Source organism: Escherichia sp. MOD1-EC6842, from assembly GCF_002965705.1.
Lineage (GTDB): Bacteria > Pseudomonadota > Gammaproteobacteria > Enterobacterales > Enterobacteriaceae > Escherichia > Escherichia ruysiae.
The window spans coordinates 155,510-182,183 of sequence record NZ_PTRF01000007.1 but is presented as its reverse complement, the minus strand read 5'-3'; the positions used below and the strand labels follow the sequence as shown (position 1 = coordinate 182,183).

General features: G+C 49.9%; 24 protein-coding genes and 1 pseudogene. 7 read left to right on the top strand and 18 right to left on the bottom strand.

Annotation, left to right across the window (positions count from 1 at the left end; translation table 11 throughout):
• Window positions 1–35: 35 nt before the first annotated feature.
• Window positions 36–1,997 (bottom strand): 23S rRNA 5-hydroxycytidine C2501 synthase, encoded by a 1,962-nt coding sequence (gene rlhA / locus A7Z29_RS11160; RefSeq protein WP_105290234.1) that lies wholly within the window; start codon window positions 1,995–1,997, stop codon window positions 36–38.
• A 72-nt stretch (window positions 1,998–2,069) separates the two neighbouring features.
• Window positions 2,070–2,606: a helix-turn-helix domain-containing protein gene (locus tag A7Z29_RS11155; protein WP_000429135.1), complete on the bottom strand. Its 537-nt coding sequence runs from the start codon at window positions 2,604–2,606 to the stop codon at window positions 2,070–2,072.
• A gap of 52 nt (window positions 2,607–2,658) precedes the next feature.
• On the opposite strand from A7Z29_RS11155, the gene ydcO reads away from it, so the two are divergent.
• Window positions 2,659–3,870 carry a BenE family transporter YdcO gene (gene ydcO, locus A7Z29_RS11150; protein ID WP_105290254.1) on the top strand — a complete coding sequence of 404 codons (1,212 nt, stop codon included), beginning with the start codon at window positions 2,659–2,661 and terminating at the stop codon, window positions 3,868–3,870.
• 34 nt (window positions 3,871–3,904) lie between these two features.
• Here ydcO and A7Z29_RS11145 read toward each other — a convergent pair whose 3' ends face one another.
• From A7Z29_RS11145 to tehA, 3 genes are all read right to left on the bottom strand, one after another.
• The gene (locus tag A7Z29_RS11145) at window positions 3,905–4,573 is read right to left on the bottom strand and encodes a DUF3313 domain-containing protein (RefSeq protein WP_001261028.1); all 669 of its coding nucleotides are present in this window, start codon (window positions 4,571–4,573) and stop codon (window positions 3,905–3,907) included.
• Window positions 4,574–4,856: 283 nt separating this feature from the next.
• Window positions 4,857–5,450, bottom strand: a complete 594-nt coding sequence (gene tehB / locus A7Z29_RS11140) for a tellurite resistance methyltransferase TehB (RefSeq protein ID WP_000586748.1) — start codon at window positions 5,448–5,450, stop codon at window positions 4,857–4,859.
• Complete coding sequence (tehA, locus tag A7Z29_RS11135) at window positions 5,447–6,439, bottom strand: dicarboxylate transporter/tellurite-resistance protein TehA (RefSeq protein WP_001190280.1); 993 nt, start codon at window positions 6,437–6,439, stop codon at window positions 5,447–5,449. Before tehA ends, tehB begins: the two co-directional genes overlap by 4 nt.
• 123 nt (window positions 6,440–6,562) lie before the next feature.
• Between tehA and ydcK the strand changes: the two genes are divergently transcribed.
• The gene (gene ydcK / locus A7Z29_RS11130; RefSeq protein WP_105290233.1) at window positions 6,563–7,543 is read left to right on the top strand and encodes a YdcK family protein; all 981 of its coding nucleotides are present in this window, start codon (window positions 6,563–6,565) and stop codon (window positions 7,541–7,543) included.
• Here the strand turns inward: ydcK and rimL are convergent.
• The 4 genes from rimL to hglS form a co-directional block, all read right to left on the bottom strand.
• Window positions 7,535–8,074: a 50S ribosomal protein L7/L12-serine acetyltransferase gene (rimL, locus tag A7Z29_RS11125; RefSeq protein ID WP_000140870.1), complete on the bottom strand. Its 540-nt coding sequence runs from the start codon at window positions 8,072–8,074 to the stop codon at window positions 7,535–7,537. The two genes, ydcK and rimL, sit on opposite strands and share 9 nt — an antisense overlap.
• Window positions 8,075–8,135: 61 nt before the next feature.
• On the bottom strand, window positions 8,136–8,360 hold the full coding sequence (locus tag A7Z29_RS11120; protein WP_010351400.1) for a YdcH family protein: 225 nt from the start codon (window positions 8,358–8,360) through the stop codon (window positions 8,136–8,138).
• Window positions 8,361–8,501: 141 nt separating this feature from the next.
• On the bottom strand, window positions 8,502–10,157 hold the full coding sequence (opgD, locus tag A7Z29_RS11115) for a glucan biosynthesis protein OpgD (RefSeq protein WP_000375980.1): 1,656 nt from the start codon (window positions 10,155–10,157) through the stop codon (window positions 8,502–8,504).
• Between the two features lie 224 nt (window positions 10,158–10,381).
• On the bottom strand, window positions 10,382–11,725 hold the full coding sequence (gene hglS, locus A7Z29_RS11105) for a 2-oxoadipate dioxygenase/decarboxylase HglS (protein WP_000013827.1): 1,344 nt from the start codon (window positions 11,723–11,725) through the stop codon (window positions 10,382–10,384).
• A gap of 216 nt (window positions 11,726–11,941) precedes the next feature.
• Between hglS and A7Z29_RS11100 the strand changes: the two genes are divergently transcribed.
• Window positions 11,942–12,865, top strand: a complete 924-nt coding sequence (locus tag A7Z29_RS11100; protein WP_000414570.1) for a LysR substrate-binding domain-containing protein — start codon at window positions 11,942–11,944, stop codon at window positions 12,863–12,865.
• Between the two features lie 37 nt (window positions 12,866–12,902).
• Here A7Z29_RS11100 and A7Z29_RS11095 read toward each other — a convergent pair whose 3' ends face one another.
• Window positions 12,903–14,543, bottom strand: coding sequence for a methyl-accepting chemotaxis protein (locus A7Z29_RS11095; protein WP_105290232.1), 1,641 nt, complete (start codon window positions 14,541–14,543; stop codon window positions 12,903–12,905).
• Window positions 14,544–14,943: 400 nt separating this feature from the next.
• Between A7Z29_RS11095 and A7Z29_RS11090 the strand changes: the two genes are divergently transcribed.
• Together A7Z29_RS11090 and A7Z29_RS23925 are read left to right on the top strand one after the other, a co-directional pair.
• Window positions 14,944–15,093, top strand: coding sequence for a type I toxin-antitoxin system Hok/Gef family toxin (locus tag A7Z29_RS11090; protein ID WP_024165206.1), 150 nt, complete (start codon window positions 14,944–14,946; stop codon window positions 15,091–15,093).
• 346 nt (window positions 15,094–15,439) lie between these two features.
• Window positions 15,440–15,589, top strand: a complete 150-nt coding sequence (locus tag A7Z29_RS23925; protein WP_024165206.1) for a type I toxin-antitoxin system Hok/Gef family toxin — start codon at window positions 15,440–15,442, stop codon at window positions 15,587–15,589.
• A 73-nt stretch (window positions 15,590–15,662) separates the two neighbouring features.
• Here the strand turns inward: A7Z29_RS23925 and A7Z29_RS11080 are convergent, their stop codons facing one another.
• A complete protein-coding gene (locus A7Z29_RS11080) occupies window positions 15,663–15,836 on the bottom strand; it encodes a YdcA family protein (protein ID WP_000717309.1) in 174 nt (57 codons plus the stop codon).
• Between the two features lie 273 nt (window positions 15,837–16,109).
• Window positions 16,110–16,640, bottom strand: a complete 531-nt coding sequence (cybB, locus tag A7Z29_RS11075; protein ID WP_105290231.1) for a cytochrome b561 — start codon at window positions 16,638–16,640, stop codon at window positions 16,110–16,112.
• Window positions 16,641–16,828: 188 nt separating this feature from the next.
• Between cybB and gap the strand changes: the two genes are divergently transcribed.
• Window positions 16,829–17,830, top strand: coding sequence for a type I glyceraldehyde-3-phosphate dehydrogenase (gene gap / locus A7Z29_RS11070; RefSeq protein WP_000048677.1), 1,002 nt, complete (start codon window positions 16,829–16,831; stop codon window positions 17,828–17,830).
• Window positions 17,831–17,925: 95 nt separating this feature from the next.
• On the opposite strand, the pseudogene A7Z29_RS11065 reads toward gap, so the two are convergent.
• The 6 genes and pseudogenes from A7Z29_RS11065 to hrpA form a co-directional block, all read right to left on the bottom strand.
• Window positions 17,926–18,166: pseudogene (locus A7Z29_RS11065) on the bottom strand (aldehyde dehydrogenase family protein); the annotation flags it as partial.
• A 69-nt stretch (window positions 18,167–18,235) separates the two neighbouring features.
• Window positions 18,236–18,922, bottom strand: a complete 687-nt coding sequence (locus A7Z29_RS11060; protein ID WP_105290230.1) for a DUF2931 family protein — start codon at window positions 18,920–18,922, stop codon at window positions 18,236–18,238.
• Window positions 18,923–18,932: 10 nt separating this feature from the next.
• Window positions 18,933–19,547 (bottom strand): hypothetical protein, encoded by a 615-nt coding sequence (locus A7Z29_RS23695; RefSeq protein ID WP_286135334.1) that lies wholly within the window; start codon window positions 19,545–19,547, stop codon window positions 18,933–18,935.
• 74 nt (window positions 19,548–19,621) lie between these two features.
• Window positions 19,622–20,290: a DUF2235 domain-containing protein gene (locus A7Z29_RS23690; protein WP_286135333.1), complete on the bottom strand. Its 669-nt coding sequence runs from the start codon at window positions 20,288–20,290 to the stop codon at window positions 19,622–19,624.
• Window positions 20,291–20,817: 527 nt separating this feature from the next.
• The gene (gene ydcF / locus A7Z29_RS11050) at window positions 20,818–21,618 is read right to left on the bottom strand and encodes a DUF218 domain-containing protein YdcF (RefSeq protein ID WP_105290229.1); all 801 of its coding nucleotides are present in this window, start codon (window positions 21,616–21,618) and stop codon (window positions 20,818–20,820) included.
• A gap of 271 nt (window positions 21,619–21,889) precedes the next feature.
• The gene (hrpA, locus tag A7Z29_RS11045; RefSeq protein ID WP_105290228.1) at window positions 21,890–25,792 is read right to left on the bottom strand and encodes an ATP-dependent RNA helicase HrpA; all 3,903 of its coding nucleotides are present in this window, start codon (window positions 25,790–25,792) and stop codon (window positions 21,890–21,892) included.
• A 200-nt stretch (window positions 25,793–25,992) separates the two neighbouring features.
• On the opposite strand from hrpA, the gene azoR reads away from it, so the two are divergent.
• A complete protein-coding gene (azoR, locus tag A7Z29_RS11040; protein WP_032225131.1) occupies window positions 25,993–26,598 on the top strand; it encodes an FMN-dependent NADH-azoreductase in 606 nt (201 codons plus the stop codon).
• Window positions 26,599–26,674 lie beyond the last annotated feature (76 nt).

The following is a 26,674-nucleotide window of genomic DNA, read 5'->3' as shown; positions in this document are numbered from 1 at the left end:
TCAATAAGTTGTTAACAGGTCTGAAAATTTGCGTTTTACCCTTTTCGCTTCGGCAATGTTTTCATCAGTTCATCCGGGCTTACGGAGGCGACAACACTCCCCGGTAACGGCATTTTCAGAATGTGATTTTTGATTTTGCCAATGACGTGCATCTCACACGGCCGGCAATCAAACTTTAGCGTTAACACTTCATCGCCGTTAACCAGTTGCATTGGCGTTGCTTTCCAGCTTTTGATATTGCCTTTCGCCTGTTTCGGGCACAGATTGAAGGCAAAGCGCAGACAATGCTTGGTGATCATTACCGGCACTTCGCCCTTCTCTTCATGCGCTTCATAGGCAGCATCAATCAGTTGCACACCATAGCGATGATAAAATTCACGAGCTTTCTGGTTGTATACGTTCGCGAGGAAACTCAAATGCGTTTGCGGATAAACTGGCGCAGGGTCAGCAACCGGTTTACGACTACCGCGCTGATAACTGGCAAGACGCGCAGCATCCAGCATTTCAGCAGCCTCACGGCGGAACTGATTTAACAGACTGTTTGGCACAAACAGCGCCCCCGGCAAATTAATTTGCACATCGCGGGCGTAATAGATGGTTTGCCCAAGCTTCGACAATCCCTCTTTCAGATTGAGGAGTGCTTTTTCGGCGTTATTCGCTTCGTCGAACTGCCCGTCCAGCGTATGAGTGATACTGACGCCCTCTTCACTGGTCAGAGTCAGAATCAGTTGTTCCTGCCAGCCGCCCAGTTCAATGTCTACCGCCACCCGACGTTCGCTGGAGGTTTTGGTCAACGCCTGCTGCCAGTTATGGTCGAGGTTGCGATTAAGCGGATGGTGCGGGCGAATTTTGTGCAGCTCCACTGGCATCTCATTTGGCCAGACGCGGTACTGATTTTCCCCAGTTTTCTCTACCGTGTTGGCACGAAAGCCGACGACTTCACGCTTAATCATTACGTTCAGTCCATCGCCGTTAGCCAGCGGTTCGGTAACCTCAACATCAAGATGATCTTTCGACACTTTCAATACTTCACCCACCGGCAGGCCGATAAATTTCGGTGAATCGAATGCGCCAATATCGCCTTTACGCGCATTAACAAAGTAGTCGGTGCTGCCACGATGGAAGGTTTTTTCCGTCGACGGTACGAAGAAGTGCTCAGTACGACCGGATGAAGCTCGCGCCAAATCGCTACGTTCTTCAATAATGGCATCCAGCATCTGGCGATAATGGGCGGTGATATTCTTCACGTAGCTCATATCTTTGTAACGCCCTTCAATCTTGAAGGAACGCACGCCTGCATCAATCAAAGCGCCCAGGTTGGCAGTCTGATCGTTATCTTTCATCGACAGCAGGTGTTTTTCATAGGAAACCACCCGCCCCTGATCGTCTTTCAATGTATATGGCAAACGGCACGCCTGCGAGCAATCGCCACGGTTGGCGCTACGCCCTGTTTGCGCATGGGAAATGTAGCACTGACCGGAATATGCCACGCACAATGCACCATGAATAAAGAACTCAATGGTCGCGTCCGTGGCCTGATGAATCGCACGGATCTGCTCAAGATTCAGCTCTCGCGCCAGCACAATCTGCGTAAAACCGACGTCCGAAAGAAACTTTGCTTTCTCTACAGTGCGAATATCACACTGCGTACTGGCGTGCAGTTCAATCGGCGGAATATCAAGTTCCAGAATCCCCATATCCTGAACGATCAGTGCATCAACGCCTGTCTGGTAAAGGTCGGTAATCAGTCGCTGCGCCGGTTCCAGTTCATCGTCATGCAAAATGGTGTTAAGCGTGACGAAAATTTTTGCACCATAACGATGGGCAAATGGCACCAGCTCGGCAATATCTTTCAGGCTATTACTGGCATTATGACGGGCACCAAAACCAGGTCCGCCGATATAAACAGCATCGGCACCGTGCAAAATAGCTTCGCGGGCAATGGCGGCATCGCGTGCCGGGCTTAACAGTTCAAGACGATGAGAAGATACGGTCACTTTCTTATCCAGTAGCTGAAAAATGGCGGCTATTTTAGCCACAAGCGCGACGTTGCGAAATAGTTTTCCCGCTTAACTACGCGGGTAATGGATGAGGGAATGAAAATGTACGGTTTGCTCCCCACAATTACGATAGACATGCCTGACGTCGGCAGCAAAACGAACACCTTCTCCACAATTAAGACTACGCCATTCACCATCAACGCACAGATCAAGCTGTCCATCAATGACGACAACATGCTCAATTACCCCTTTTTCGTGCGGCGTCGATTCGCTTATTGCACCGGGTGCCATCTGAATCGAGAAGTGTTCAAAGCAGAGTTGCGGATCATAAGGAAACAGCGAAGTGATCACCATTGCCTGCTGTTGTGGATCATAAACTGATGGCGTAATGGTCTGCGGCGGCGAAATAAATGTCGAAAATGGCACGTTCATCCCGGTGGCAATTTTCCAGAGTGTCGCGACCGTCGGGCTGGACTCATTGCGCTCAATCTGCCCTAACATGGCTTTAGAAACGCCCGTGGCGTCTGCCAGTCGCGAAAGACTCCAGCCTCGCTGCTGACGAAGATGTTTAAGCGTAGTGGATAAAAAGCGAGCGAGATTTTCCATGCGACTCCTCCGGCAAAACAGGAGTTTATCACTTGTGCGTTATAACGGACAGATGCTACGGTGCCTGTACGCTATAACGCACGAGGTGACTATGCGTCTGTTTTCTATTCCTCCCCCCACGCTACTGGCGGGGTTTCTGGCGGTATTGATTGGCTACGCCAGTTCAGCAGCAATAATCTGGCAAGCGGCGATTGTCGCCGGAGCAACCACTGCACAAATCTCCGGCTGGATGACGGCGCTGGGACTGGCAATGGGAGTCAGTACGCTGGCGCTGACATTATGGTATCGCGTGCCTGTTCTCACCGCATGGTCAACGCCTGGCGCGGCTCTGTTGGTCACTGGTTTACAGGGGCTAACACTTAACGAAGCCATCGGCGTTTTTATAGTCACCAACGCATTAATTGTCCTCTGCGGCATAACGGGACTCTTTGCTCGTCTGATGCGCATTATTCCGCACTCGCTTGCGGCGGCAATGCTTGCCGGGATTTTATTACGCTTTGGTTTACAGGCGTTTGCCAGTCTGGATGGTCAGTTTACGTTGTGTGGCAGTATGTTGCTGGTATGGCTGGCAACCAAGGCCGTTGCACCGCGCTATGCGGTAATTGCCGCGATGATTATTGGGATCGTGATCGTTATCGCGCAAGGTGACGTTGTCACAACGGATGTTGTCTTTAAACCCGTTCTCCCCATTTATATTACCCCTGAATTTTCGTTTGCTCACAGTTTGAGCGTTGCACTCCCCCTTTTTCTGGTGACGATGGCATCGCAAAACGCACCGGGTATTGCGGCAATGAAAGCGGCCGGGTATTCGGCTCCGGTTTCGCCACTGATTGTATTCACTGGCTTGCTGGCGCTGATTTTTTCCCCTTTCGGGGTTTATTCCGTCGGTATTGCGGCAATTACTGCCGCTATTTGCCAAAGCCCGGAAGCGCATCCGGACAAAGATAGGCGTTGGTTGGCTGCCGCCGTTGCGGGCGTCTTTTATTTGCTTGCGGGTCTGTTTGGTAGCGCCATTACCGGAATGATGGCAGCCCTACCGGTTAGCTGGATCCAGATGCTGGCTGGTCTGGCGCTGTTAAGCACCATTGGCGGTAGTTTGTATCAGGCGCTACATAATGAGCGTGAGCGCGACGCTGCTGTGGTGGCATTTCTGGTAACAGCGAGCGGGCTGACATTGGTTGGGATTGGTTCGGCGTTTTGGGGATTAATTGCCGGCGGCGTCTGTTACGTGGTGTTGAATTTAATTGCTGACAGAAACCGATAATAAGAAGCGCCATCTTACGATGGCGCAACTGGCATTACTTTTTGTTAACGTCAAACATGGTGGCATCGGTCGCCATGTCATCAATAACTTGCTTAATATTTTCGAAAGCCATTGGCGTACTTTCGTTATTCAGGTCTTTACCTTCGCCCTGACGAACGACTTTGATAACAGGTTTATTGGTAGCCGCATCAATCAGTTCACCTTCAAAGTACAGGCGGGTATCCATGGTACGGTGACCGGTTGCCATTTGTGTTCCCGCTACCACTAATGCAACAGGAACCACTTCATAGAATTGCAGTCCTTCTTTGCTAGTATCAACACCAGTAATAGCACCACGGAAAATCAGACTACGCGGGCCAGCAGTGGTAACCAGTGGTTTGCGCTGCGCAATCGCTTCTTTCATTTCGGTATTGGTATAACTCAAAATTCTATCCAATACTTTCTGCCCTACCTGAGTAGAAGGTTTCGGCACCGGATAATAAGTGATTGGATTCCAGACAATACTGTCATATTTACTTTGGTCGAAATCAGGGGAAACCCAGCGTAAAACGGGTTTACCTGTTGCCGATGTTGTTTCTTGAAGATCTGAGTAATTCTTTAAAAAGCCAGAGTATTTATCCGGCTGGGTGATTTTAGAGGCACAGCCGGACAGAGCCAACAAGCCGCATAAAGCTGCAACTTTCGCAATTGATGTGGTACGCATGAATAGTTTCCTGAGATGCTTATATTACTTTTTAAGTTATAGCAAAAAGCACCGCTTCGTGTTGTGGCAAAAAAAGTGTTGGCAGAAATAAATTTATCGACCCCTTTTTCGACAATATAGTCAATGCTGAAAAAGGAGCTGAGTCAATCATCATTGATTTATTTTCAGAGACTTGAGGCGATAAAAAAGCACATCCGCTGTGACTTATTTCACATCATCCTGCTAAAAAATATGCTTACCGAATAGATCAACAGGCAAACTTCTTACGTTGATCCTTTTCAGGTCATTTTTTACGTGCCAGCATAGTAGCGAAACGCAGTTTAATACGATTACCGTTGGCATCGGTGCGGTGTAATTCACCGACATCTTCATTGTATTTCAATAAATCCCAGCCTTCATAATAACGACGTAGCTCTCCCTCTTTGAAGGCAAACGGAAAGCCGACGGTACATGGAAAATCAGTAGTATCCATCGCAGCCACAATCAGGTTGTAACCGCCAGGTTTAGTGCAACGTTGCATATTGCCAATCAGCCCTGGGATGGTTTTCGCCTCCAGGAACATCAGCACCACAGTAGAAAGAATAAAATCGTACTGTCCATCAAACGTGAGGCTATTCAGATCGACAACCTGAGTACGTAAATTTTCCAGATTTTCAATGGCTTTAATGCGCTCAACGTTGGCAATACTCATGGCATTTTTATCCCATGCGTCAACATCATAACCATTGGCTGCAAGGTAAAGACTGTTACGACCATTGCCACAGCCCAAGTCCAGCGTTTTCCCCGGTTTAACGATTTTCACCGCTTCCAGAACTTCGGAGTGTGTGCGGGTTAATTCGTATTTGTTAGTAAAGTAGTTTTCGTCACGAATGATCATTCTTTGTCCTCGGATTTCATTAAAACGGCGCGCTCAGTTCTGATTAACAATTTTCCCTGCATCAGAAGCGCGAAAGTACGGATGAGCAGTAATGCAATAATAAAATTGGTAAAGATAAACAACGGCACCGCCAGCGTATGGAAAAAACCATTATCGCTACCGCTTCCCAGATGCAAACCGGTGGTAGCCAGCGCGGAAACACCGAACGAAAAACTCCAGAATGAGGCATTAAACGGCTGTGAGAGATACCACGGCATCAGGCGCAGCATAAACAGTAATTGCAGCAGCCCATAGCCAAAGAGCATTTTCGCCAGCGTGTCCCCCTCGCCGCCGTTGACGCTTAACCAGGCACTACAGGCCACCAGAGCCGGAGCGAGTTGAATGCCAAGCGATGTCCGCAGCGCCGTGGGTAATTCTCCCGAGCTGCGCAGTCGTTGAAGGATCACCGGTTCAAGGCTTAACCAGGAGAAGACGCCAGCGCCTAAAAATACCAGTCCGGCATCGGTATAACCCAGCGCACCGCAGGCCATCGCGCTGATAAAGTTATTGGCAACAGTAGGCAAATAAAGCCCTGGTGTCGTCGCTTCTTCTGGGTGAGAACCGCGCCATAATCCGGCAGTTTGCCAGGCAGCGTAAACCAGTTGAATCACTACCCCAACGCTGAACAGACATACTGCCAGCGGGCGAAACCACGGGACAAAACCAATCGCCACCAGCATCGTCGTTGCCGGAAACAAGCTCACAAAACTGCTCATCACCGGATGGCGAACTTCCGCCAGCACGCTTTGCGGAAAGCGCATCAGTCGGGTAATGAATGCGGTGGTCAATAATCCCCAGATGATCATCGCCAGAATCACCAGCCCATCCCCCAACCAGTGACTAACCTGCCAAACCTGGCTGGCATAGCGCCAGGCAAATCCCATCCCTATCGTCCCCAACACAATGCCAAAATAACCTGCCGGTAAATTGAGCACTTTATCGCTCTGCATCTTGTTACTCATTTTGTTTAATTTATAAAGTATATTTGAAATGCATTTTATGGAAATTTCTCAAACATAGCCAGAGTCGCAGAATTTGCTACGGTTATAGTAAGTCACCTGCGGGAAAACGCTATGCGCAAATATCGTCTAAGTGAAGAGCAACGAGCCTTTAGTTATCAGGAAGATGGCTTCAAAAAAAGTGTGCTATTACGGCAGATTATTGCCATAGCCGATTTTAATGATGTGATAGCAGGGACGGCTGGTGGTTGGATCGATAGCGAAACTGTGCTGGCGCAGGAAGGAAATTGCTGGATTTACGACCAGAATGCTCTTGCGTTCGGCGGAACGGTGATTTCCGGTAATACGCGTATTACCGGCGCCAGCGTGCTATGGGGAGAGGTTTGCACGACGGATAACACCTGGATCGATAACAGTGAAATCAGCCATGGCGTCCATGTAAGTGACAGTGTCACCATTCGTGATTCAATAGTTTGCGGTCAGTGCAGAATTTTTGGTCAGGTCTGTATCGATCAACATTCAATGATCGTCGCCACACAAGGCTTAACGCCCGACCACCATCTTCTGCTACAAATTTATGACCGCGCCAGCGTCAGCGCCTCACGCGTTGTCCATCAGGCGCAAATTTATGGCGATGCCGTCGTCCGCCATGCTTTTATTGAGCATCGTGCCGAAGTTTTTGATTTTGCGCGTATTGAAGGTAATGAAGAAAACAACGTCTGGCTGTGCGACTGTGCGAAAGTCTACGGTCACGCACGTGTGATTGCCGGAACTGAAGAAGATGCGATTCCAACAATTCATTACAGCTCACAGGTGGCGGAATATGCCATTGTAGAAGGCAATTGCGTGTTAAAACATCATGTCCTGATTGGCGGAAATGCCGTTGTGCATGGCGGTCCGGTTCTGCTTGACGATCACGTTATAATACAAGGAAAGAGCCGTATTACAGGTGCGGTAATGATTGAAAACCATGTGGAGATAACCGACCACGCCGTCGTTGAAGCCTTTGGTGGCGACACCATTCATGTCCGTGGTCCAAAAGTCATTAACAGTGAGGAACGTATTACGCGAACGCCGCTGGCTGGGTTATTGTGAATCGATAATGCGCGCGTATAAATTCACATCATCATAGACATCATTCAGGAACTCAGCCTGTTTCAGGCAACCTTCCAGGCTAAAACCATTGCGCAAGGCAACCTGGTTGCTTTGCGGGTTGTCCACCCGACATTTGATCACAAAGCGTCTAAGTTCACCAGACTGGGCGTAATGGTGAATCAATGCCTGTAGCGCCTGAGAAATGATCCCCTGTCCCTGATGGGATTCGTCCAGCCAGTAGCCGATTTCGGCGGTTTTATTTAGCGGTTCAATTCGATTAAAAGAGATAACGCCGACGAGTTCATTTTCTTTGAAGATCATGAACATTTTGGCGTAACCGCGTTGATGCAACATCATATTACCCTGCACCGTTTTTCGCGTGTCCTCTTCGCTGTGAACAAACTGCGGCCAGTTTAGCGACTGCTGTAACCAGTTTTTATTTTTGCAGGTTAACTGATAAAGAGGTGTGACGTGACTTTCTGCAACGGCATGTAATTCAAGTGAGTCGCTTACTTTTATCGTTTCAGTCATCTTATCTCCTGTTACTCTTTGCAGTCGTTAAAAAGCCGCCTGGCAGGCGGCTTAGGAAAGTTTACACCTCTTTGACGCTCTCCTGTTGCAGGATTTTAAGCATCTCATCCTTCATTTGTAATTTCTGTTTTTTCATGCGAGCGACTTCCGCATTGTATCCTCGACCGTCAGAGCCTTCCTTTCTGGCAATTTCATGATCAAGTTTATTATGTTTATCAAACAAGGACATAAAGCGAGGATTTTCGTTTTTCAGACGGGATATTAAATCTCGATATTCTGGAAACATACGCACTCCCTGTTAGTGGCTGACAACGTGTATATGGAATATACAACATCAGATTACCCATTTAACTTGAGGAAAAATGCGAGCGGGATCGTGTTTAACCAGACGGCACCCTCCCGGAAGAAGGTGCCTAAAAAATGAAGATTAGTTCATCACGCGATCGTCAACATACTGGCGCTTATCCGGTGCTGGAGGGAAATACTGATACAGCCATGTTTCACTGATGGCATCGCCCTGGCAGCGCAAATACATACGCATATCGACCGGATCAGTTGAGTCCGAAGTCGGATACCAGTCAAACTGAATACGGTAACCATCAATCGGCTCAATGTAGAGAATTTCTATTTGTTTCGCTTCACCACTGGAAAGTGTGATAACAGGCTCAATCCCTTTCGGCGCAGCCGCTTTCAGATCACCACCGACAAAATCGACGGCAAAACGACGAGCCCATTTTTCCGGATAATGTTCACCTGGCGCCCAGCCTTCCGGGAAGCCTCCCATGCCGGTACGCGTCGCCATAACTCGTGCTAATGGACAATGAACGGGAGGCTGTGCACTCCAGTAAAGACGATACTGAAACGCCAGTTCGTCGCCCGCTTTGATTGCTTTCTCTGGTTGCCAGAAACAGACAATATTATCCAGCGTTTCTCCCGTCGTCGGGATCTCCATCAAACCGATAGTGCCCTTACCCCACTTGTTACGCGGTTCCACCCACAGACTTGGGCGTTTGTTATACCAGCCCATAATGTCCTGATAATGGGAGAAATCACGATCCAGCTGCAACAAGCCAAACCCTTTTGGATTGTTATCGGTATAGGCATTGAACTGCAATTTCTGCGGATTATTCAGCGGACGGCAGATCCACTCGCCATTGCCCCGCCACATGGAAAGACGGTCGGAATCATGGATTTGCGGATGAATGGTGTCGCACATACGACGTTCGTTAGTCCCGCAACTGAACATACTGGTCATCGGCGCGATGCCCAGTTGTTTAATGTCTTTACGCGCATACAGGTGATTTTCGACATCCATAATCACCTGGTTCTTCTCACAGTGGATGGTGAACTTGTAAGCACCAGTAATGCTGGCGCTATCGAGCAACGCATAAACGGTAAAAGTGGTCGCGCCAGGTTTTACCGTATCGAACCAGAAGGCGGTAAAGTCGGGGAACTCTTCTTTGCTGTCGGTGTAAGTGTCGATCGCCAGACCACGCGCCGACAAACCATATTGATAAGTGTCATCAACGGCACGGAAATAACTGGCACCGAGGAAAGAAACCACGTCGCGGCGCGCCAGCTCCGGTGCTTTAAATACACGGAATCCCGCAAAACCGAGATCGCTTTGCCCTTCTAATTGTTTGGTATCAACACCCGCATCGTTGTATTTGAACAACTCCGGACGGAAGTGTATTTCGCGCGCCAGATGTGTTGCTGGATCAACAGAGAACATGCGAACGCGGCGGCGAAACCCCATTCCCATATGGAAGAACTGAGCGTCCAGTTGGCGGTTCTCAACGTTATGCCAGAGTGATTTTTCGGCGTCATACTGAATGCTGTTATAAGCCTGCGGCGTCATCGTCGCCAGCGTATCGGGTAACGGACGCGGTGCACCACGCCACGCTGTTTGCGCTAAGTCGTGCGCCATTGACTGTAAAATAGAGAAGTCAAAACGCTGGGTTTGCCCGTCGGCAATATCAGATTCTGCTGCGAACGCAGCCTGAGAAAAAAGAGAAGCAATGCCGCTAGTCCCGCACACGGCGGCCATAGCCATTGAACCTTTAATAAATCGTCTACGATCCATACCTGAAAGTGAGTCCTTCTGGTGTAGTGAATGGTCCCGCGCTGGTCGTATTCAGCGGCAAGAAAATGCTTATTAATGACCGCTCACTCTAGACAATATTTATTAATAATCCAATTGTTGAACTCAGAGAATATGCATAAATCGGCAATTTTTTTCTGTCGATGGGATGAGCCTGATTCGTTTGTAAAATCAGGCAAATTTTTGCAAAGTCGGTTGGACAGAATTTAAAGCAAACCACAGCGGCGTTTACTGCGTTCTTCCGCTTCCTGGTACAACTGAAACTCATCAAATACCGGACACCCCAGCGCCAGTTCAAAAGCCTCCCGGCTGGCATTACCGTGACTGCGCATTTGCGTTTCATTACCCAGATTCGACTGGAAGATCCCCGCAGCACTAACCGGCAGGAAATCCTCATAGGTAATAGGTTGCGCCACTACCCAACCACGTTCGATCAAAGGTTGTGGATCGTCTCCGGGATGGATCGCCTGACGATGCGCCTCACCCGATGGCGTCAGGCGATAGCGAAACCATGCCAATCCCTGCTGGCGCATCAGAAATTCACTGTCCGGAAAGGCGCTGAAGGTTTCCTGCAAATGCAGTTGGTGAGTGAGATTATCCTGTCCGATTCCGGCGTTACGCAGAAGCTCATCATACAGTTGCCGTCCTTTCGGCGTTAATGCCACACCACGTTGCTCTATCTCACCAAAGCGTGCGGTATGCGTTCCCTGCTTTTGCCCTGCAAACAACACGGTCTCTTCCAGCGCCTTAAAACTGGTCTGGCGCAGTAAAATCGGCACCTCGCGGCGCGGCGGCCCTTCGATCAGAATTTTGGGTTCAATACCGCATTCGGGCATCATCGACTGCACCCGGTCAATGTCGAGCGTGCGTGGCGTCAGGTGGTTAATATGGCAGCCAGGAAAACAGACCACATCAGCAATCAGTCGATGTTCGTTGTGCAACGCGCGATAGGTTTCTTCATCTACTGTTGCTGACTGATGCCAGCGAAACGTCTCCAGGACTTCCTGCACAAACTCCCGCGCCTGAGCTTTGCTAAAGCCGCCCTCCCGATCATATACATCTAACAGTTGCCGACAACGCGGGGTAAAGATATCGCGCTGATGTAAAATCTCCGCCGCCTTCTGGCGCAAGGTTTCGTTTTCGATGAGTTCAAGGCGAAGTAATGAGGTAAAAACCCGGAAAGGATTACGCGCCAGCGAGGCATCATCGATAGGACGAAATGCTGTGGAATGTACCGGCACGCCCGCCTGCGAGAGATCGTAATAACTGACCGGATACATCCCCATAATGGCAAATATCCGCCGTAGAGTGGCAAGCTCTTGTGCGGTGCCGACGCGAATCGCCCCATGACGTTCAACGTTAAGTCGCGCCAGTTCGTCCGCATTTACCATTTTTTCATGCAATTGGGGATTGTTTTCCAGCACAGACAGATTGACGTCAGCCACCAGTTCCAGCAGCGTACCGTACTGTGGAACTTCTTGCTGATACATGGCTGACATAGCCTGCGAAAACTGTTCCCGAATCTCATCCGCCGTGATGCTGTTCGCCATAATCTCTGCCTCCAGTGGTCAGTAATCTGGAGTGTAGGTAACCACATTTACTCTGGTGGGAAGAATTTACAAACTGTGATCTCCCCACGAAATCAGTAAAACCACGCCTGAAAACGTAACAAAATTGCTTTATATGTTAATAATATTTTGCAATCAAGTTATCATAATCAAACAACTTCACTTGTCAGCGGCACCGCTTCGTTTTTAACATCGCTTATGGAAAAAAATAGTCTGTTTAGTCAGCGCATCCGTTTGCGCCACCTTCATACTTTCGTAGCTGTCGCACAACAAGGAACTTTGGGGCGCGCGGCTGAAACCCTTAATTTGAGTCAACCTGCGCTCTCTAAGACATTGAATGAACTTGAACAATTGACAGGCACCCGCTTATTTGACCGTGGACGTCAGGGCGCGCAGCTCACCTTACCTGGTGAGCAATTTTTAACCCATGCAGTCAGAGTGCTTGACGCCATCAACACCGCAGGTCAGGCGCTTAATCGTAAAGAAGGGCTTAACAATGATGTTGTAAGGGTTGGTGCGTTACCCACTGCTGCACTGGGGATCTTGCCTTCCGTTATTGGTCAGTTTCATCAGCAACAAAAAGAGACCACTCTGCAAGTTGCTACCATGAGTAACACCATGATTCTGGCAGGCTTAAAAACGGGAGAAATTGATATCGGTGTTGGCCGGATGTCAGATCCTGAACTGATGACCGGGCTTAATTACGAATTGCTGTTTCTCGAATCGCTGAAACTGGTTGTCCGGCCTAACCACCCGCTTCTTCAGGAAAACGTGACGCTAAGCCGGGTACTGGAATGGCCGGTTGTCGTATCGCCGGAAGGCACTGCGCCCCGCCAACATTCAGATGCGTTAGTACAAAGCCAGGGCTGCAAAATTCCTTCGGGTTGTATTGAAACGCTTTCAGCATCGCTTTCGCGTCAGCTTACGGTTGAATATGACTATGTGTGGTTTGTCCCTTCTGGCGCAGTAAAAGACGACCTGCGTCATGCCTCGCTGGTGGCGCTGCCTGTTCCGGGACATGGCGCAGGCGAACCGATTGGAATACTGACCCGCGTAGATGCAACGCTCTCTTCCGGCTGTCAGCTAATGATTAACGCAATTCGGAAATCAATGCCATTCTGAAAGGTGAAGGGATCTTGCGATCCCTTCTTTGACATTATCACGCCGTTGCCAAACTAACCGAGTTGCCTGCCCCTCGTTGATCCACAGGTAACGATTGTTTCTTCAGGCGGAATACATCCACAGCCTCAGTTAATCGTGTCGCCTGCTCTTCAAGCGACACCGCCGCTGCAGACGCCTCCTCCACCAGAGAGGCATTCTGTTGTGTTACTTTATCCATTTCAGAAATCGCCTGGCTAACCTGCGTTATTCCCCTGCTTTGCTCATCCGAAGCAGCGGCAATTTCCTGCATGATATGTGTGACGCTCGCCACTGCATCCACAATGGCACTCATCGTTTTACCTGCTGTTGCCACTTCATCAGCCCCTTGTCCAATCAACTCAACTGATTCGCTGATTAAGCCTTCAATTTCTTTCGCTGCCTGGGCGCTGCGACTGGCAAGTGTACGCACTTCGCTGGCAACAACCGCAAATCCGCGACCTTGCTCACCAGCTCGCGCGGCTTCAACGGCGGCATTGAGCGCCAGAATATTTGTCTGGAAAGCAATACTGTTGATCACGGCGGTGATTTCGGAAATTTTTTTCGAGCTACTGGAGATATCGCCCATCGTTTTCACCACGCCGGAAACTGTCTTCCCGCCATCGCTGGCTTTAACGGAAGCCTCTTGTGCCAGACGGCTCGCGTGGTGTGCATTATCCGCATTCTGTTTCACCGTCGCGGTGAGTTGCTCCATGCTGGCAGCGGTTTGTTCAATCGCCGCCGCCTGTTCTTCAGTGCGTGAAGAAAGGTCAGCATTGCCAGCGGAAATTTCGCTGGTGCCGCGATAAATCTCCTCCGCCCCCTGGCGTACCGTCCCGACGGTCATCACCAGCGAATGCTGCATTTTCTGTAGATGGCGGCTCAAACGTCCAATTTCACTGCGCCCCGTCGGTTCGTCGTTCATTGTCAGATCGCCACTGGCGATTTGTTCAATACGGTGCGCGGCATGTTGCAGAGGTCGAATCACAATCCGACGCAAAACAATGAAGGTCATCAGCGTCATGACCAGGGCAAGCATAAACGCACCTATCATAAACATCACACCCAGTCGAGTGCGCTGATGCGCCTGCTCCGCCAGGTGGTTCGCTCTGGCGCTACGTATTTCAACGGCTTTGTTTAATATATGGGTATAAGTATTATCCAGCGTTCGGATATGCTCACTTTCATGATTAATAATCGCTTCAAACATGCCATTTTTGGCATATTTCAGCATAGGCTGGAGGCCAGTTATATAAGCCTGAAAACGTTGATTTAATTCAGCGTTCAGAGCTTCATCTGCAGCCGTTTTCACCTGGCGATTCTGGTAAGTACGATAACCTTGCTGCGATTGTTTAATCTGCAATTCCGCTTGTGCGATATTTCGCTTCATCTCTTCCATTTCTGCGATACGGCTCGCCGCCCCGGCCTGAATCATATTGATCCGGGCTGAACGCAGATAATCAGAGCTATTTGCCAGACCGGTGCGAGTCTGGATCTCCGCAGTAGCGTCACGCTGATCGCGGTCAGCCTGCCAGAGAAAATACCCAGCCAGAGCTGAACTCAGGGCAAAAAGAAGTAATATGCCGCCCAGAATACAGGCAAATAGCGGAACCAGCCTGATGTGATATAAAAAACCTAAGCGGTGTGAGGGTGTTGTATGCATGGTCGTTGTCTCTCTTCCAGATTTACTCCCGAGAGAGAATCATCGGCAATCGGTGGTAATTACTTACGACCAAAAACGTTTTCACTTCACATTTTTACAACATGTTATGCGTTAAGAGATCATCGGGCGCTGCAATGAATAAACTGGCGAATAAGAATGCTTTGTGAGGTGTATTGCGTGAAATTCTGGAAAGCGTTACGCAATTCCGTAAAGTGATTATTTCCCTGCTAAGAGAAACTGCATAGGATGATCGCGGGTGCCTGAGACTTTCTGTTTTCAGGCTAACCGGGAATCAGAAAGACGAAGGCCCCGACCGATATTTCTATCAACCGAGGCCGACGAATGAACCCAACAATTCAGATGTTAGCCTCTTACCCGCCATCCGGCAAGGAGAAAGGCTATGAAGCGCAACCCTCTGGTGGTGTGTCTGCTCATTATTTGTTTCACAATACTGGCATTCACACTTCTGACCCGACAAACGCTCTACGAACTGCGGTTCCGGGACGGTAATAAGGAGGTGGCGGCTCTCATGGCCTGTAAGTCCAGGTAAGGGCTAGCGCGGGGAGTTTTCCCCGCGCATCTGGCGGCAGGTTCATTTTCTCATGGCACCCCTTTTCATACTGCAATCGGAACCTGGCTCGCATTTAATCCTGTCGTTTATGTTATCTGATTAAAATTTGCCGGAAATCGTTACGCAATTCCGTAAAGTGATTATTTCTCTGCTAAGGGAAACCACATAGGATGCTCGCGGGTGCCTGAGACTTTCTGTTTTCAGGCTGACCGGGAATCAGAAAGACGAAGGCCCCGACCGATATTTCTATCAACCGAGGCCAACGAATGAAACTCGCAATTCAGATGTTAGTCTCTTACCTGCTATCCGGCAAGGAGAAAAGGCTATGAAGCGCAACCCTCTGGTGGTGTGTCTGCTCATTATTTGTTTCACAATACTGGCATTCACACTTCTGACCCGACAAACGCTCTACGAACTGCGGTTCCGGGACGGTAATAAGGAGGTGGCGGCTCTCATGGCCTGTAAGTCCAGGTAAGGGCCAGCGCGGGGAGTTTTCCCCGCGCATCTGGCTGGCAGGTTCATTTTCTCATGGCACCCCTTTTTTCCTTTCAGTTAGTACATGTCTTTTTCGATGCGCTGATAGATCCATCGTTACAAACAAATTTGCCACCAGCAGTACAGTGGGATATCCCACCTTTCGAACCAGAACACGGCTTGCGCCCGGCATCGGCATAAAACGAAACAAGCATTCCCACAAACAAGATAAGTGCAATTTTTTTCATATAACCTCCATTGTTTACCAAATTTTATGTTCGGTATAAAAGTTATACGCTGGGTGGATTTGATTTCACTTAGAGTGATCAAAAATTGAGGAAATTGGATTTCAATCTTAACTGAAAGATAAATTGGTTAAATATAATCCAGATAAACACATAAAGGCTAATTATGGTTTTATTTGTCATACAAATAAATATAATAGATGCTTCCGATGTAGACCCGTATTCTTCGCCTGTACCACGGGTCTGGTTTAGTACAGGCGCTTTCTTTTATTGTCGTCAGGAACGCTTACGCGGCATCATGCGCAGAAGCGTGTTGTCCTTCCAGAAATAGTGGTGTGCCAATGCAGCAGCAGCATGTAGCCCGATAACGAAATATCCCAAATTTGCCAGCGTTTCATGCCACGACTTTAAAATATCCACCAGTTCGAAATTTGGCTCTGATGTGTAAGGCATCGTTACACCGAACGCAAACCAGGGATTGCCACGGTTATACATCATCACGATACCAATCAGTGGCAACGCGATAAACAGCAGGTAAATGACCAGATGCCCAAGATGCGCAAGCCCCGTCATCATCGGTTTCGGTTTAGGCACAATTGGCGGGGTTGGGTATTTCAGTCTTAGCACAAGACGAAGCACCATTAGTACGAGAATCGAAATGCCGCAGGAAACATGGATCATGTTGATGAGCGGCCGATCGGCTCGCGGGAAAAAGCCACGAAACTCCATTGCGCAATACGCTGCAATAACCAGCAAAAAGACCAGCCAGTGAATGCCAATTTGTAACCTTGAATATTTCTTTTCCATAACATTTCCTGCTTTAAAACAATTTTCCGTTAACATAACCAGCTTTTCTTAAAATTTCATTAAATATTGTTCGCCCTTTTTCAGTACGTTACGTTTCGCTGCACGAATGTAGATTGCTCATCCCGCCATCCTGGTCTAAGCCTGGAAAGGATCAATTTTCACCCAAGAGTTCCTTACAGGAGAAAACCATGAGTAAAGTTGGCATTAACGGTTTTGGTCGTATCGGTCGACTGGTGTTGCGTCGATTACTTGAGGTCAAAAGCAACATAGACGTTGTCGCTATTAATGATCTCACATCACCGAAAATTCTCGCCTATCTGCTGAAACACGATTCAAACTACGGCCCGTTCCCCTGGAGCGTTGATTTCACTGAAGATTCACTTATCGTCGATGGGAAAAGCATTGCGGTTTACGCCGAAAAAGAGGCGAAAAATATTCCGTGGAAAGCAAAAGGTGCAGAAATCATTGTCGAATGTACAGGCTTTTATACCTCTGCAGAAAAATCACAGGCGCATCTGGATGCTGGCGCCAGGAAGGTACTGATTTCCGCCCCTGCCGGTGAGATGAAAACTATCGTTTATAACGTCAATGACGACACTCTGGATGGCAACGACACCATTGTTTCCGTGGCGTCATGCACCACCAACTGTCTTGCGCCGATGGCCAAAGCCTTGCACGACAGTTTCGGAATAGAAGTCGGCACGATGACGACTATTCATGCCTATACCGGCACCCAGTCACTGGTGGATGGTCCGCGTGGTAAAGATCTACGCGCTTCACGTGCGGCGGCAGAAAATATCATTCCCCACACCACTGGCGCGGCAAAAGCCATTGGCCTGGTGATCCCGGAACTGAGCGGCAAACTGAAAGGCCATGCGCAGCGTGTACCCGTGAAAACCGGTTCGGTCACCGAACTGGTGTCTATTCTCGGGAAAAAAGTCACTGCCGAAGAGGTGAACAACGCGCTTAAAAAAGCGACAAACAATAACGAGTCATTTGGTTATACCGATGAAGAAATAGTCTCTTCCGATATCATTGGTAGCCATTTCGGTTCGGTGTTTGATGCCACGCAAACGGAGATTACCGCCGTGGGCGATTTACAACTGGTGAAAACAGTCGCCTGGTACGATAACGAATATGGGTTTGTTACCCAGCTTATTCGCACTCTCGAAAAATTCGCCAAACTCTGACAGATACAGGCGGAGAAAAATGCCTCCGCCTGTTTTACACATTATGACTGTAAATAGACTACCTGGGTTTGAAGGTACTCATGCAAGCCATGTTTACCGGTCACTAGAGCAGGCGACATTTTGTGGGCAATAAGGAAGAACGGGAAGTTCCACGGCAGAATACCGGTGGTCACGCCAAGAGCACGTTTAAACAGAAGAATATGATCGCTTTGAATAATTTTTCCCTCATAACGCCACGCCCACTTCGATTTCAGTCAATTGCTGGCTCTTGCCCCCTTACTCGACAATCAGCGTACTGATTTCTCTGGCGCGTTCGCGGTATTGAAGTTTAACCCGTTAAAACAATCAGATTGATGCTCAAAAGGATCTCAAGAAGATCTTTTTGAGTTTTCTAATCGTTATGCCCTACCAGTTACCATACGGATAGGTTTTCCCTTTGATGAAATCTGGTGTCTTTCCGTAATAAACATACCCGTTAGGATGTTTCGTTACCCCTTTGCATATCAGCATATCATCCCCCGTCAGGGTAAGCTGCCGTGCTGGTTGCTGGAGTACGGATGGGTTCCCGTTATCCTCAAGCCAGACCCGTACAGTACCGCCTGGAGCCAGACCAACAGCCATTCGCTTCCGGTAGTAAGGTTTACCTGGATGATACGGATCAGGATATGCCGTAGCCATCTGCTGCCACGTCTCCCGGCTGAACCAGATCTCCGTTTCATACGCTTTCTTGTCGATAACCGAGTCCCAGCACACCGTCATTCGTACCGGCAGTGCTTTTCCCCGGTTAAAATACCCGCCATACCCCCCTATCAAATCATGCCAGCGCCCGACACTCAGATCACTGATGTCCATAGGATCTAACCGACGGAAGATACTTTCCCGAATATCCCCGTCCTCCAGGTACACCATCGTCACTAGTGCAGGCAGATTTTTCGGGTATATAAAACTAAAATTCCAGTTATCGTAAGGCAGCTTCTTTCCCCACTGCTCCACGCCGTCTCCCAGCAGCGTCTTTACGCCTGCCCGGCGGTCATGGCAGCCTGAAAGCAGAATGCCCCCCAGCACGGCCACCATCAGCGGTAATCGTCTCATCCCTTCCTCCTCAGAACAGTTCGTCCAGCACGTCCACGTTCGCCCGCGCCCGGTCTTCCCACTGCTGCTGGTCATCCATCCTCCACACCGTCCGCACCCACCCTTTGCCCGGAGCCATCGGCCACACGAACGAGCGGTCGTCAGTCGGCGCATAGTGGTTTCGCAGAAAAACCTCTCCCGAGGACGGACTCACCCACAGGCTCAGGTTCGAGTCGATGTTCCAGTTCGCCGAACAGTGCAGATAACGCCCGATGGTTCGCATCTCCTCCGCCGTGAAGCCCTCCGGCTCTGCGCCACGCCGGATCGCACGCCCCTGGGCTGTTGCTTTGTCACACAGGGGAACCAGCTCAGCAGGAAGAGCTGTGTCAGGGTTTTGCGGGTCAATATCTCCAAATATTACCCCGGCGTCCTGTGCCGCATCGAGCATCACCCGCATACACACCTTTTCCCAGTCGTTCGGCACCGCCCTGCGCGTCATAAACACCGCCGCGCCGGCTTTCTTCTCAAAAATAAAAGCCCGAGCCTTGTCAAGGTTAACCAGCGGCCACGAAATCATTTTTGTCTCCACCTTACCGTGTGGCATCAGGTACTTCAACGCCGGCAGTGAAAACAGCGCCTGACGCATCTTCTCCGCCTGACGGTACACCGCAGTCTGCGTCTCGTCCGCGCTCTCCGGTATCACATCAAAGTCCGGCATCGTCAGCAGGGAAATCTCATCCTCGCCCGGTTGGCAAAGTGCCGTGCCGCTGCCGCGCCGCGACTGAACCCGAACACATCAAACTGCACCTTCGCGATCGCCGCTTTATCGCGGTTACGACTGATAAATATATTCAGTGCAGAAGCTATTTCCTCAAGAACTTCATCGGTCTTAGTTACCACTCCCTCAAACTGCCGGATAAGGCTGCTGCCCAGCCCCATCCCCAGCAACGAGTCGCTTTTCCCATCTGCCGTCCCGATGCCGCTGACGTAGGCTTTCACCTGCGCCTCCATCTCATCTTCACCAAGGGCAGTATCAGATTTGTAAAGGTCATTGAGCCGGGAAATATTGGTGATGCCGCCCTGCCAGCTGGCGTTGCCTGCCCCCTCTCTGGCGTGTTCTTCATACTTCGCGCACGCCCTGGCTCGTTCTTCACCGACCAAACCGGCGCAGTGGGCATACGCCAGCCGCAGATCGTCTGCGTTTGCCCGGTTATTCCCGGTACCATCAAAGAACACCCCCACCGTCAGCGTGATCCCTCTGACCGGCACCTGCCGGCACCGGATGACTTTTCCACTGCATAAAACATCGGTGTAGTGCGTGTTCTCCCCGGTAGTTTCATACCGGTGATAGCCGGTATTACCCGGCTCAGTATTCTCGCCTGCTGCCATAAAAAATCCATTTTGTCTGAAAGGTTAAATCAGGCACATCATACTCCCCCCTTCAGTTCTTAAATAAAATCAACGCTCTATCTTCTGCACAAGATGCAGTTGCCATATTCAAATGTATGAATTCCTGGTTGTTCACTGACAGCAACGGAGCCACTGATATGCTCTGTCGCCCGGATTTAACGGGAGGATACAAGGTGCGGAGCCTGCCGTCCCTGAAGCGGAAGAGATACCGGAGTGCATCCGATCTGCTGAGCAATAGCATTCACAACAACTGAAGGTGTATTCAGGATAATGGCCCTGTATTGGTCATTCCAGCTAGCAGGGAAAGCTCGTCAGTAAGCAAACGCGACTCGTCCCGGTCAAAAAAGTCTGTTCCTGTGTAAACATCAATCATCGTAGATGACGGCATCGTGGAAAAACGATTCTGTGAAGGGCTTCATAAAAACAAGTGTGAAAGGAATAAAAGGCAGAAGTAAAAGTAAAGAATCATGCCCGTTTGCCAACGGTATTTCACAAACGGGCAATTTTTAACGTAGTGAACGACTTTCCATCGCTTCAATAAGCACAGCGTCGTGTTTCAGCGTCTGCCAGGCCTGGGTGACTTCAGCGGGAAAGTCAACGTGAACGATAAAATCGCGCCCGCGTGGCCCATAGCCATCGCTATCATCACGCAAACGAGGTAGCTCGCCAGTAAGAAGCGATAAATAACGCTCAACTGGCCATAATCCTTGCAACGGATTAACAAAGATTACACTGTCTGCGTTATTTCCTAACTGAGGAACGAATCCCGGATAACTTAACCAGCGTGGTGCATCGGGGTTGTCCCCGGTCATACGGCGGAACGTCGCCATCGTGCGCCGCTGCATGGTGGGGTCCTGCACGACGATAGCCGTGTGAACCCGTTCTTTGGCCTGATTCAGTAACGCGATACTGAAGCGGGCATTTTCTCCGCAGTTTGTTGACTGGTCTTCAATCAAGATTTTTTCATGTGGAATATGCCAGAACTGATGGGCAATATCCGCCAGGATGGTAGCTTCTGACCTGCCTGTTGTGCGAATGGTGTTGTAATGCGGATGCCGGGCGATGGCACTGTATAAAAACGTTGTCGAGTGACCGATACCACCGCTGATCAGTAAAGGAATTTGCTGATCTCTGGCAATCTTGCAAGCGGCGTCGATAGTAGGGATAACCGCATTACCTGCAAGGATCACGCAATCAGCCTGATACGGAGCAGCACCGGAGAAATCATCCTGCGCCAGCCATCGACCGATAACGTTTATGGCATCGATGGTTGCCGCCGAAAGCGTCGGAAACGGGGTAATATTCATGGTTCCTCCTTCTCGTTCCCTTAAGAATACTGCGTGAGATAATAATGAGAAGCGGAGCACTCTGAAAGGAGGAAGTCGTATTTCGTTAACCGCCTCTGCGCAAACATGGCATATGTTTTACAGAAAAGCTGTAGATAAACATTATTCATCTTGCAGCAGAGAATTGTATTTTTCTGAACTCCTGAATTTTGCCCTTACCGTTTTTAGAATTAATATAAAACCCGGCGCTAAATGCTTACCGGGTTTTAGATTTATCAACCAGATTGCAGCGTTATCCGCTAATCTGCTCCATCGCCTGCAAAATACGCTTGTCAGAAATAGGATAAGGCGTACCAAGTTGTTGAGCGAAGTAACTGACGCGCAACTCCTCTATCATCCAGCGAATCTCTTTCACGTCTTCATCCTCACGACGTGCTGGCGGCAGTTTGTTGATCCACTGCTGCCACGCCTGCTGGACGTTTTCGACTTTCAGCATCTGAGCACGGTCACGATGCGGGTCAACCGCCAGTTTTTCCAGTCGTTTTTCAATCGCCTGCAAATAACGCAGCGTGTCACCCAGACGTTTGAAACCGTTACCGGTGACAAAACCGCGATATACCAGCCCGCCCATCTGCGCTTTGATATCTGAAAGTCCCAGCGCCATCGTCATATCAACGCGCCCTTTCAGGCGTTTATTGATATTGAACACCGCTGTGAGGATTTGCTCGACCTGCTTCGCAATATCCACCACCGTATCGTTCAGTTCGGCACGCACTTTTTCATGCAGCGCAGCAAAGCCTTCTTCCGTCCAGACAGGGCCACCATTGGCATCGATCAATTTATCCACACCGCAGGAGATACAGTCGTCGATCAGATCCAGCACTTTGCCATACGGGTTAAAGTACAGCCCTAACTTGGCTTTGTTTGGTAACTTTTCATGCAAGTACTTGATCGGCGATGGAATATTCAGCAGTAGCAAACGGCGAAGACCGTTCCACATTGCCTGCTTTTGCTCCAGCGGGTTATCAAACAGTTTGATCGCCACACTGTCGCGCTCATCCACCAGCGCCGGCCACGCCTTCACTTTGTAGTTGCCGCGCTTCTGCTCGTAGCTTTCCGGCAGTTGCCCAAAGCTCCAGATATGTAAGCCGCTCTGCTCGATACCGTCATCCGCCACCGCAGACAGCGTTTCCTGCACTTTGCCTTTCAGCGCGTCTTTCAGATCTTGTAGCGAGCGCCCTTCTTTTAGCTTCTTGTTTTTGTCATCCACCACGCGGAAGGTGATTTTCAGGTGATCGGGCACCTGATCCCAGTGCCAGTCCTCGCGGTCAACGGTAACGCCGGTCATCCGCCGCAGCTCGCGCTCAAGGCTGTCGAGCAACGGCAGCTCCAGTGGCGTGACGCGGCCTAAGAACGCTTCGGCGTAGTTTGGCGCGGGTACAAAATTACGCCGTACCGGTTTCGGCAACGATTTAATCAGAGCAATCACCAGTTCGCGGCGCAGACCGGGGATCTGCCACTCAAAACCGCTCTCTTCCACCTGGTTAAGTAACGGCAGCGGAATATGTACCGTCACGCCGTCCGCATCCGCCCCCGGCTCAAACTGATAACTTAAACGCAGCTTGAGATTGCCCTGATGCCAGAAGTTTGGATAATCCAGCTTGCTGATTTTTTCCGCACCTTCTTTGATCAACATGCTCTTTTCAAAGTTCAGCAAATCAGGCGTTTCGCGGCTGACTTTTTTCCACCAGCTGTCGAAGTGACGTGCGGAGATCACATCGTGGCTGATGCGCTGGTCGTAAAACTCAAACAACGTTTCGTCGTCCACCAGAATATCGCGCCGACGTGATTTGTGTTCCAGCTCTTCTACTTCCGCCCGCAGTTTCAGGTTTTCGCGGAAGAATACGTGCCGCGTCTGCCAGTCACCTTCCACCAGCGCGTGGCGAATAAAGAGTTCACGACATAATGCCGGATCAATCTGGCTGTAGTTGACCTTACGCGCAGCAACAATTGGCAACCCGTAAACGGTGACTTTTTCCGTTGCCATCACCGCGCCTTGCGCCCGTTCCCAGTGCGGTTCGCTGTAGGTGCGTTTAATCAAATGCTGAGCGACGGGTTCTACCCATTCCGGATCGATGCGTGCCGCAATACGCCCCCACAGACGGCTGGTTTCTACCAATTCCGCCACCATTACCCATTTCGGCGGCTTTTTGAATAAACCAGAACCGGGGAAGATGGAGAAACGCGCGTTACGTGCACCGGTATATTCCTGTTTATCGGCATCTTTCATGCCGATATGGGAAAGCAAACCGGTCAGTAAGGCGATGTGAATTTCGCGATACTCCGCCGGTTCGCTGTTGACCGGAATGCCAAGTTCTTTCACCACCTGACGCAACTGGGTGTAGATATCCTGCCATTCGCGCACACGCAGATAGTTGAGATAATCGGTACGACACAGGCGTCGGAAGGCATTCGAGGAGAGCGCCTTTTGCTGCTCGCCAAGATAATTCCACAGATTTACAAACGCGAGGAAGTCGGACTCTTTATCGTGGAAACGACGATGTTTCTCATCCGATGCCTGCTGTTTGTCCATTGGTCGCTCACGCGGATCCTGAATGGATAGCGCGGAAGTGATAATCATCGCTTCCCTTACACAGCCATGTTTCTGCGCTTCCAGTACCATCCGCGCCAAACGAGGATCGACAGGCAGCTGTGAGAGCTGGCGACCGAGCGGCGTCAGTTTGTATGCGGTTTGCTGTTCGTCGGTGGTAATAGCACCCAGTTCTTCCAGTAGACGCACGCCATCCTGGATATTGCGTTTATCCGGCGCTTCGACAAACGGGAACGCGGCGATATCGCCCAGCCCCAGCGCGGTCATCTGCAAAATAACCGAGGCCAGGTTGGTACGCAGAATTTCCGGGTCGGTAAACTCCGGGCGCGAGAGAAAATCGTCTTCGGAATAGAGACGAATACAGATCCCTTCTGACACACGTCCGCAGCGACCTTTACGCTGATTAGCAGAAGCCTGCGAAATCGGCTCAATCGGCAAACGCTGCACTTTCGTGCGATAGCTATAGCGGCTGATACGCGCCGTACCGGGGTCGATAACGTATTTAATACCCGGTACGGTCAGCGACGTTTCCGCGACGTTGGTCGCCAGCACAATGCGCCGTCCGCTGTGCGACTGGAAGACGCGGTTTTGTTCGCTGTTAGATAGTCGTGCGTAAAGCGGCAAGATTTCGGTATGACGCAGATTCAGCTTGTTCAGCGCATCGGCGGTATCGCGAATTTCCCGCTCGCCGCTCATAAAGATCAGGATATCACCAGGGCTTTCCTGGCTTAGCTCTTCTACGGCATCGAAAATAGCCTGCAACTGGTCGCGTTCGGTGTCATCCGCTTCTTCAACAATCGGACGATAGCGCACTTCCACCGGATAAGTGCGACCGGAGACTTCGATGATCGGCGCATTATTAAAGTGGCGTGAGAAACGTTCAGGATCGATGGTCGCCGAGGTGATGATCACTTTCAGATCTGGACGACGCGGCAGCAACTCTTTCAGATAACCGAGCAGAAAATCAATGTTCAGGCTACGCTCGTGCGCTTCGTCGATGATGATAGTGTCATACTGCATCAGCAGGCGATCCTGCTGGATTTCCGCCAGCAAGATACCGTCAGTCATCAGTTTGACCATCGTATTGTCGCTTACGTGATCGCTAAAACGAACCTTATAACCGATACAACCACCGGGCTCGGTCTGCAACTCTTCAGCAATACGGTTCGCTACCGTTCGTGCCGCCAGGCGACGCGGCTGGGTATGGCCGATCAGCCCTTTAATCCCGCGCCCCAGTTCCATACAGATTTTCGGTAACTGGGTGGTTTTACCGGAACCCGTTTCACCGGCGACAATGACGACCTGGTGATCGCGAATCGCTTCGAGAATGTCCTGTTTTTTCTGACTAACCGGTAAATTTTCCGGATAAGTAATCTCCGGACGCGCCGCTTCACGCAGCAGGACTTTCCCTGCTGCCAGGTCAATCTCTTTTGCCATTTCCTGGAAAATAGCCTGTTGTGCATCAGGATTTTTAACCTTCTTCACACCATGCAGACGGCGGGAAAAACGCAGTCTGTCGCGCAGCATCAGCGAATCCAGCCGCTGCTGCAAAGCAGTAAAGGTCAATTTTTGTTGTTCTGTCATAACGTTAGTGGGCAGTAGTCTGCCTGATTAATTTTCTTTTAAATGATAGATATAGAGTACCACATCGCGGCTTTCTATGCGTTGTTCAATAAATTCGAACATAGACTTCGATTTATTGCGCTATCTCTGTGGCAGGATTGTGAATAAAGTGTCAACAAGCAACGGGGCATCGCCCATTCAAACATCTATAAGGAAACACCATGAGCAAGGTATTAGTTCTTAAATCCAGCATCCTGGCAGGGTACTCTCAGTCTAATTTGTTGTCCGATTATTTTGTTGAACAATGGCGCGAAAAGCACACTGCTGATGAAATCACCGTGCGTGATCTGGCTGCAAATCCGATTCCGGTGCTGGATGGCGAACTGGTTGGCGCTCTGCGTCCGAGCGATGCGCCGCTGACCCCGCGTCAGCAGGAAGCTCTGGCTCTTTCCGATGAGCTGATTGCCGAGCTGAAAGCCCATGACGTTATCGTAATTGCGGCACCGATGTACAACTTCAACATCTCGACTCAACTGAAAAACTATTTTGACCTGGTTGCGCGTGCAGGCGTTACTTTCCGCTACACCGAGAACGGTCCGGAAGGTCTGGTAACCGGTAAAAAAGCCATCGTGATTACCAGCCGTGGCGGTATCCATAAAGATGGGCCGACGGATCTGGTGACGCCGTATCTGTCTACATTCCTGGGCTTTATCGGTATTACCGATGTGAAATTCGTCTTTGCGGAAGGTATTGCCTACGGTCCGGAAATGGCGGCGAAAGCGCAGGCAGACGCCAAAGCAGCAATTGACGAAGTTGTTACAGCATAAGTTTTAAGAGGCCTCCTGCAACTGTGGGAGGCTTTTTATTGTTATCCCTGAACGACCTCTTGAGGAGGTTGTTTAG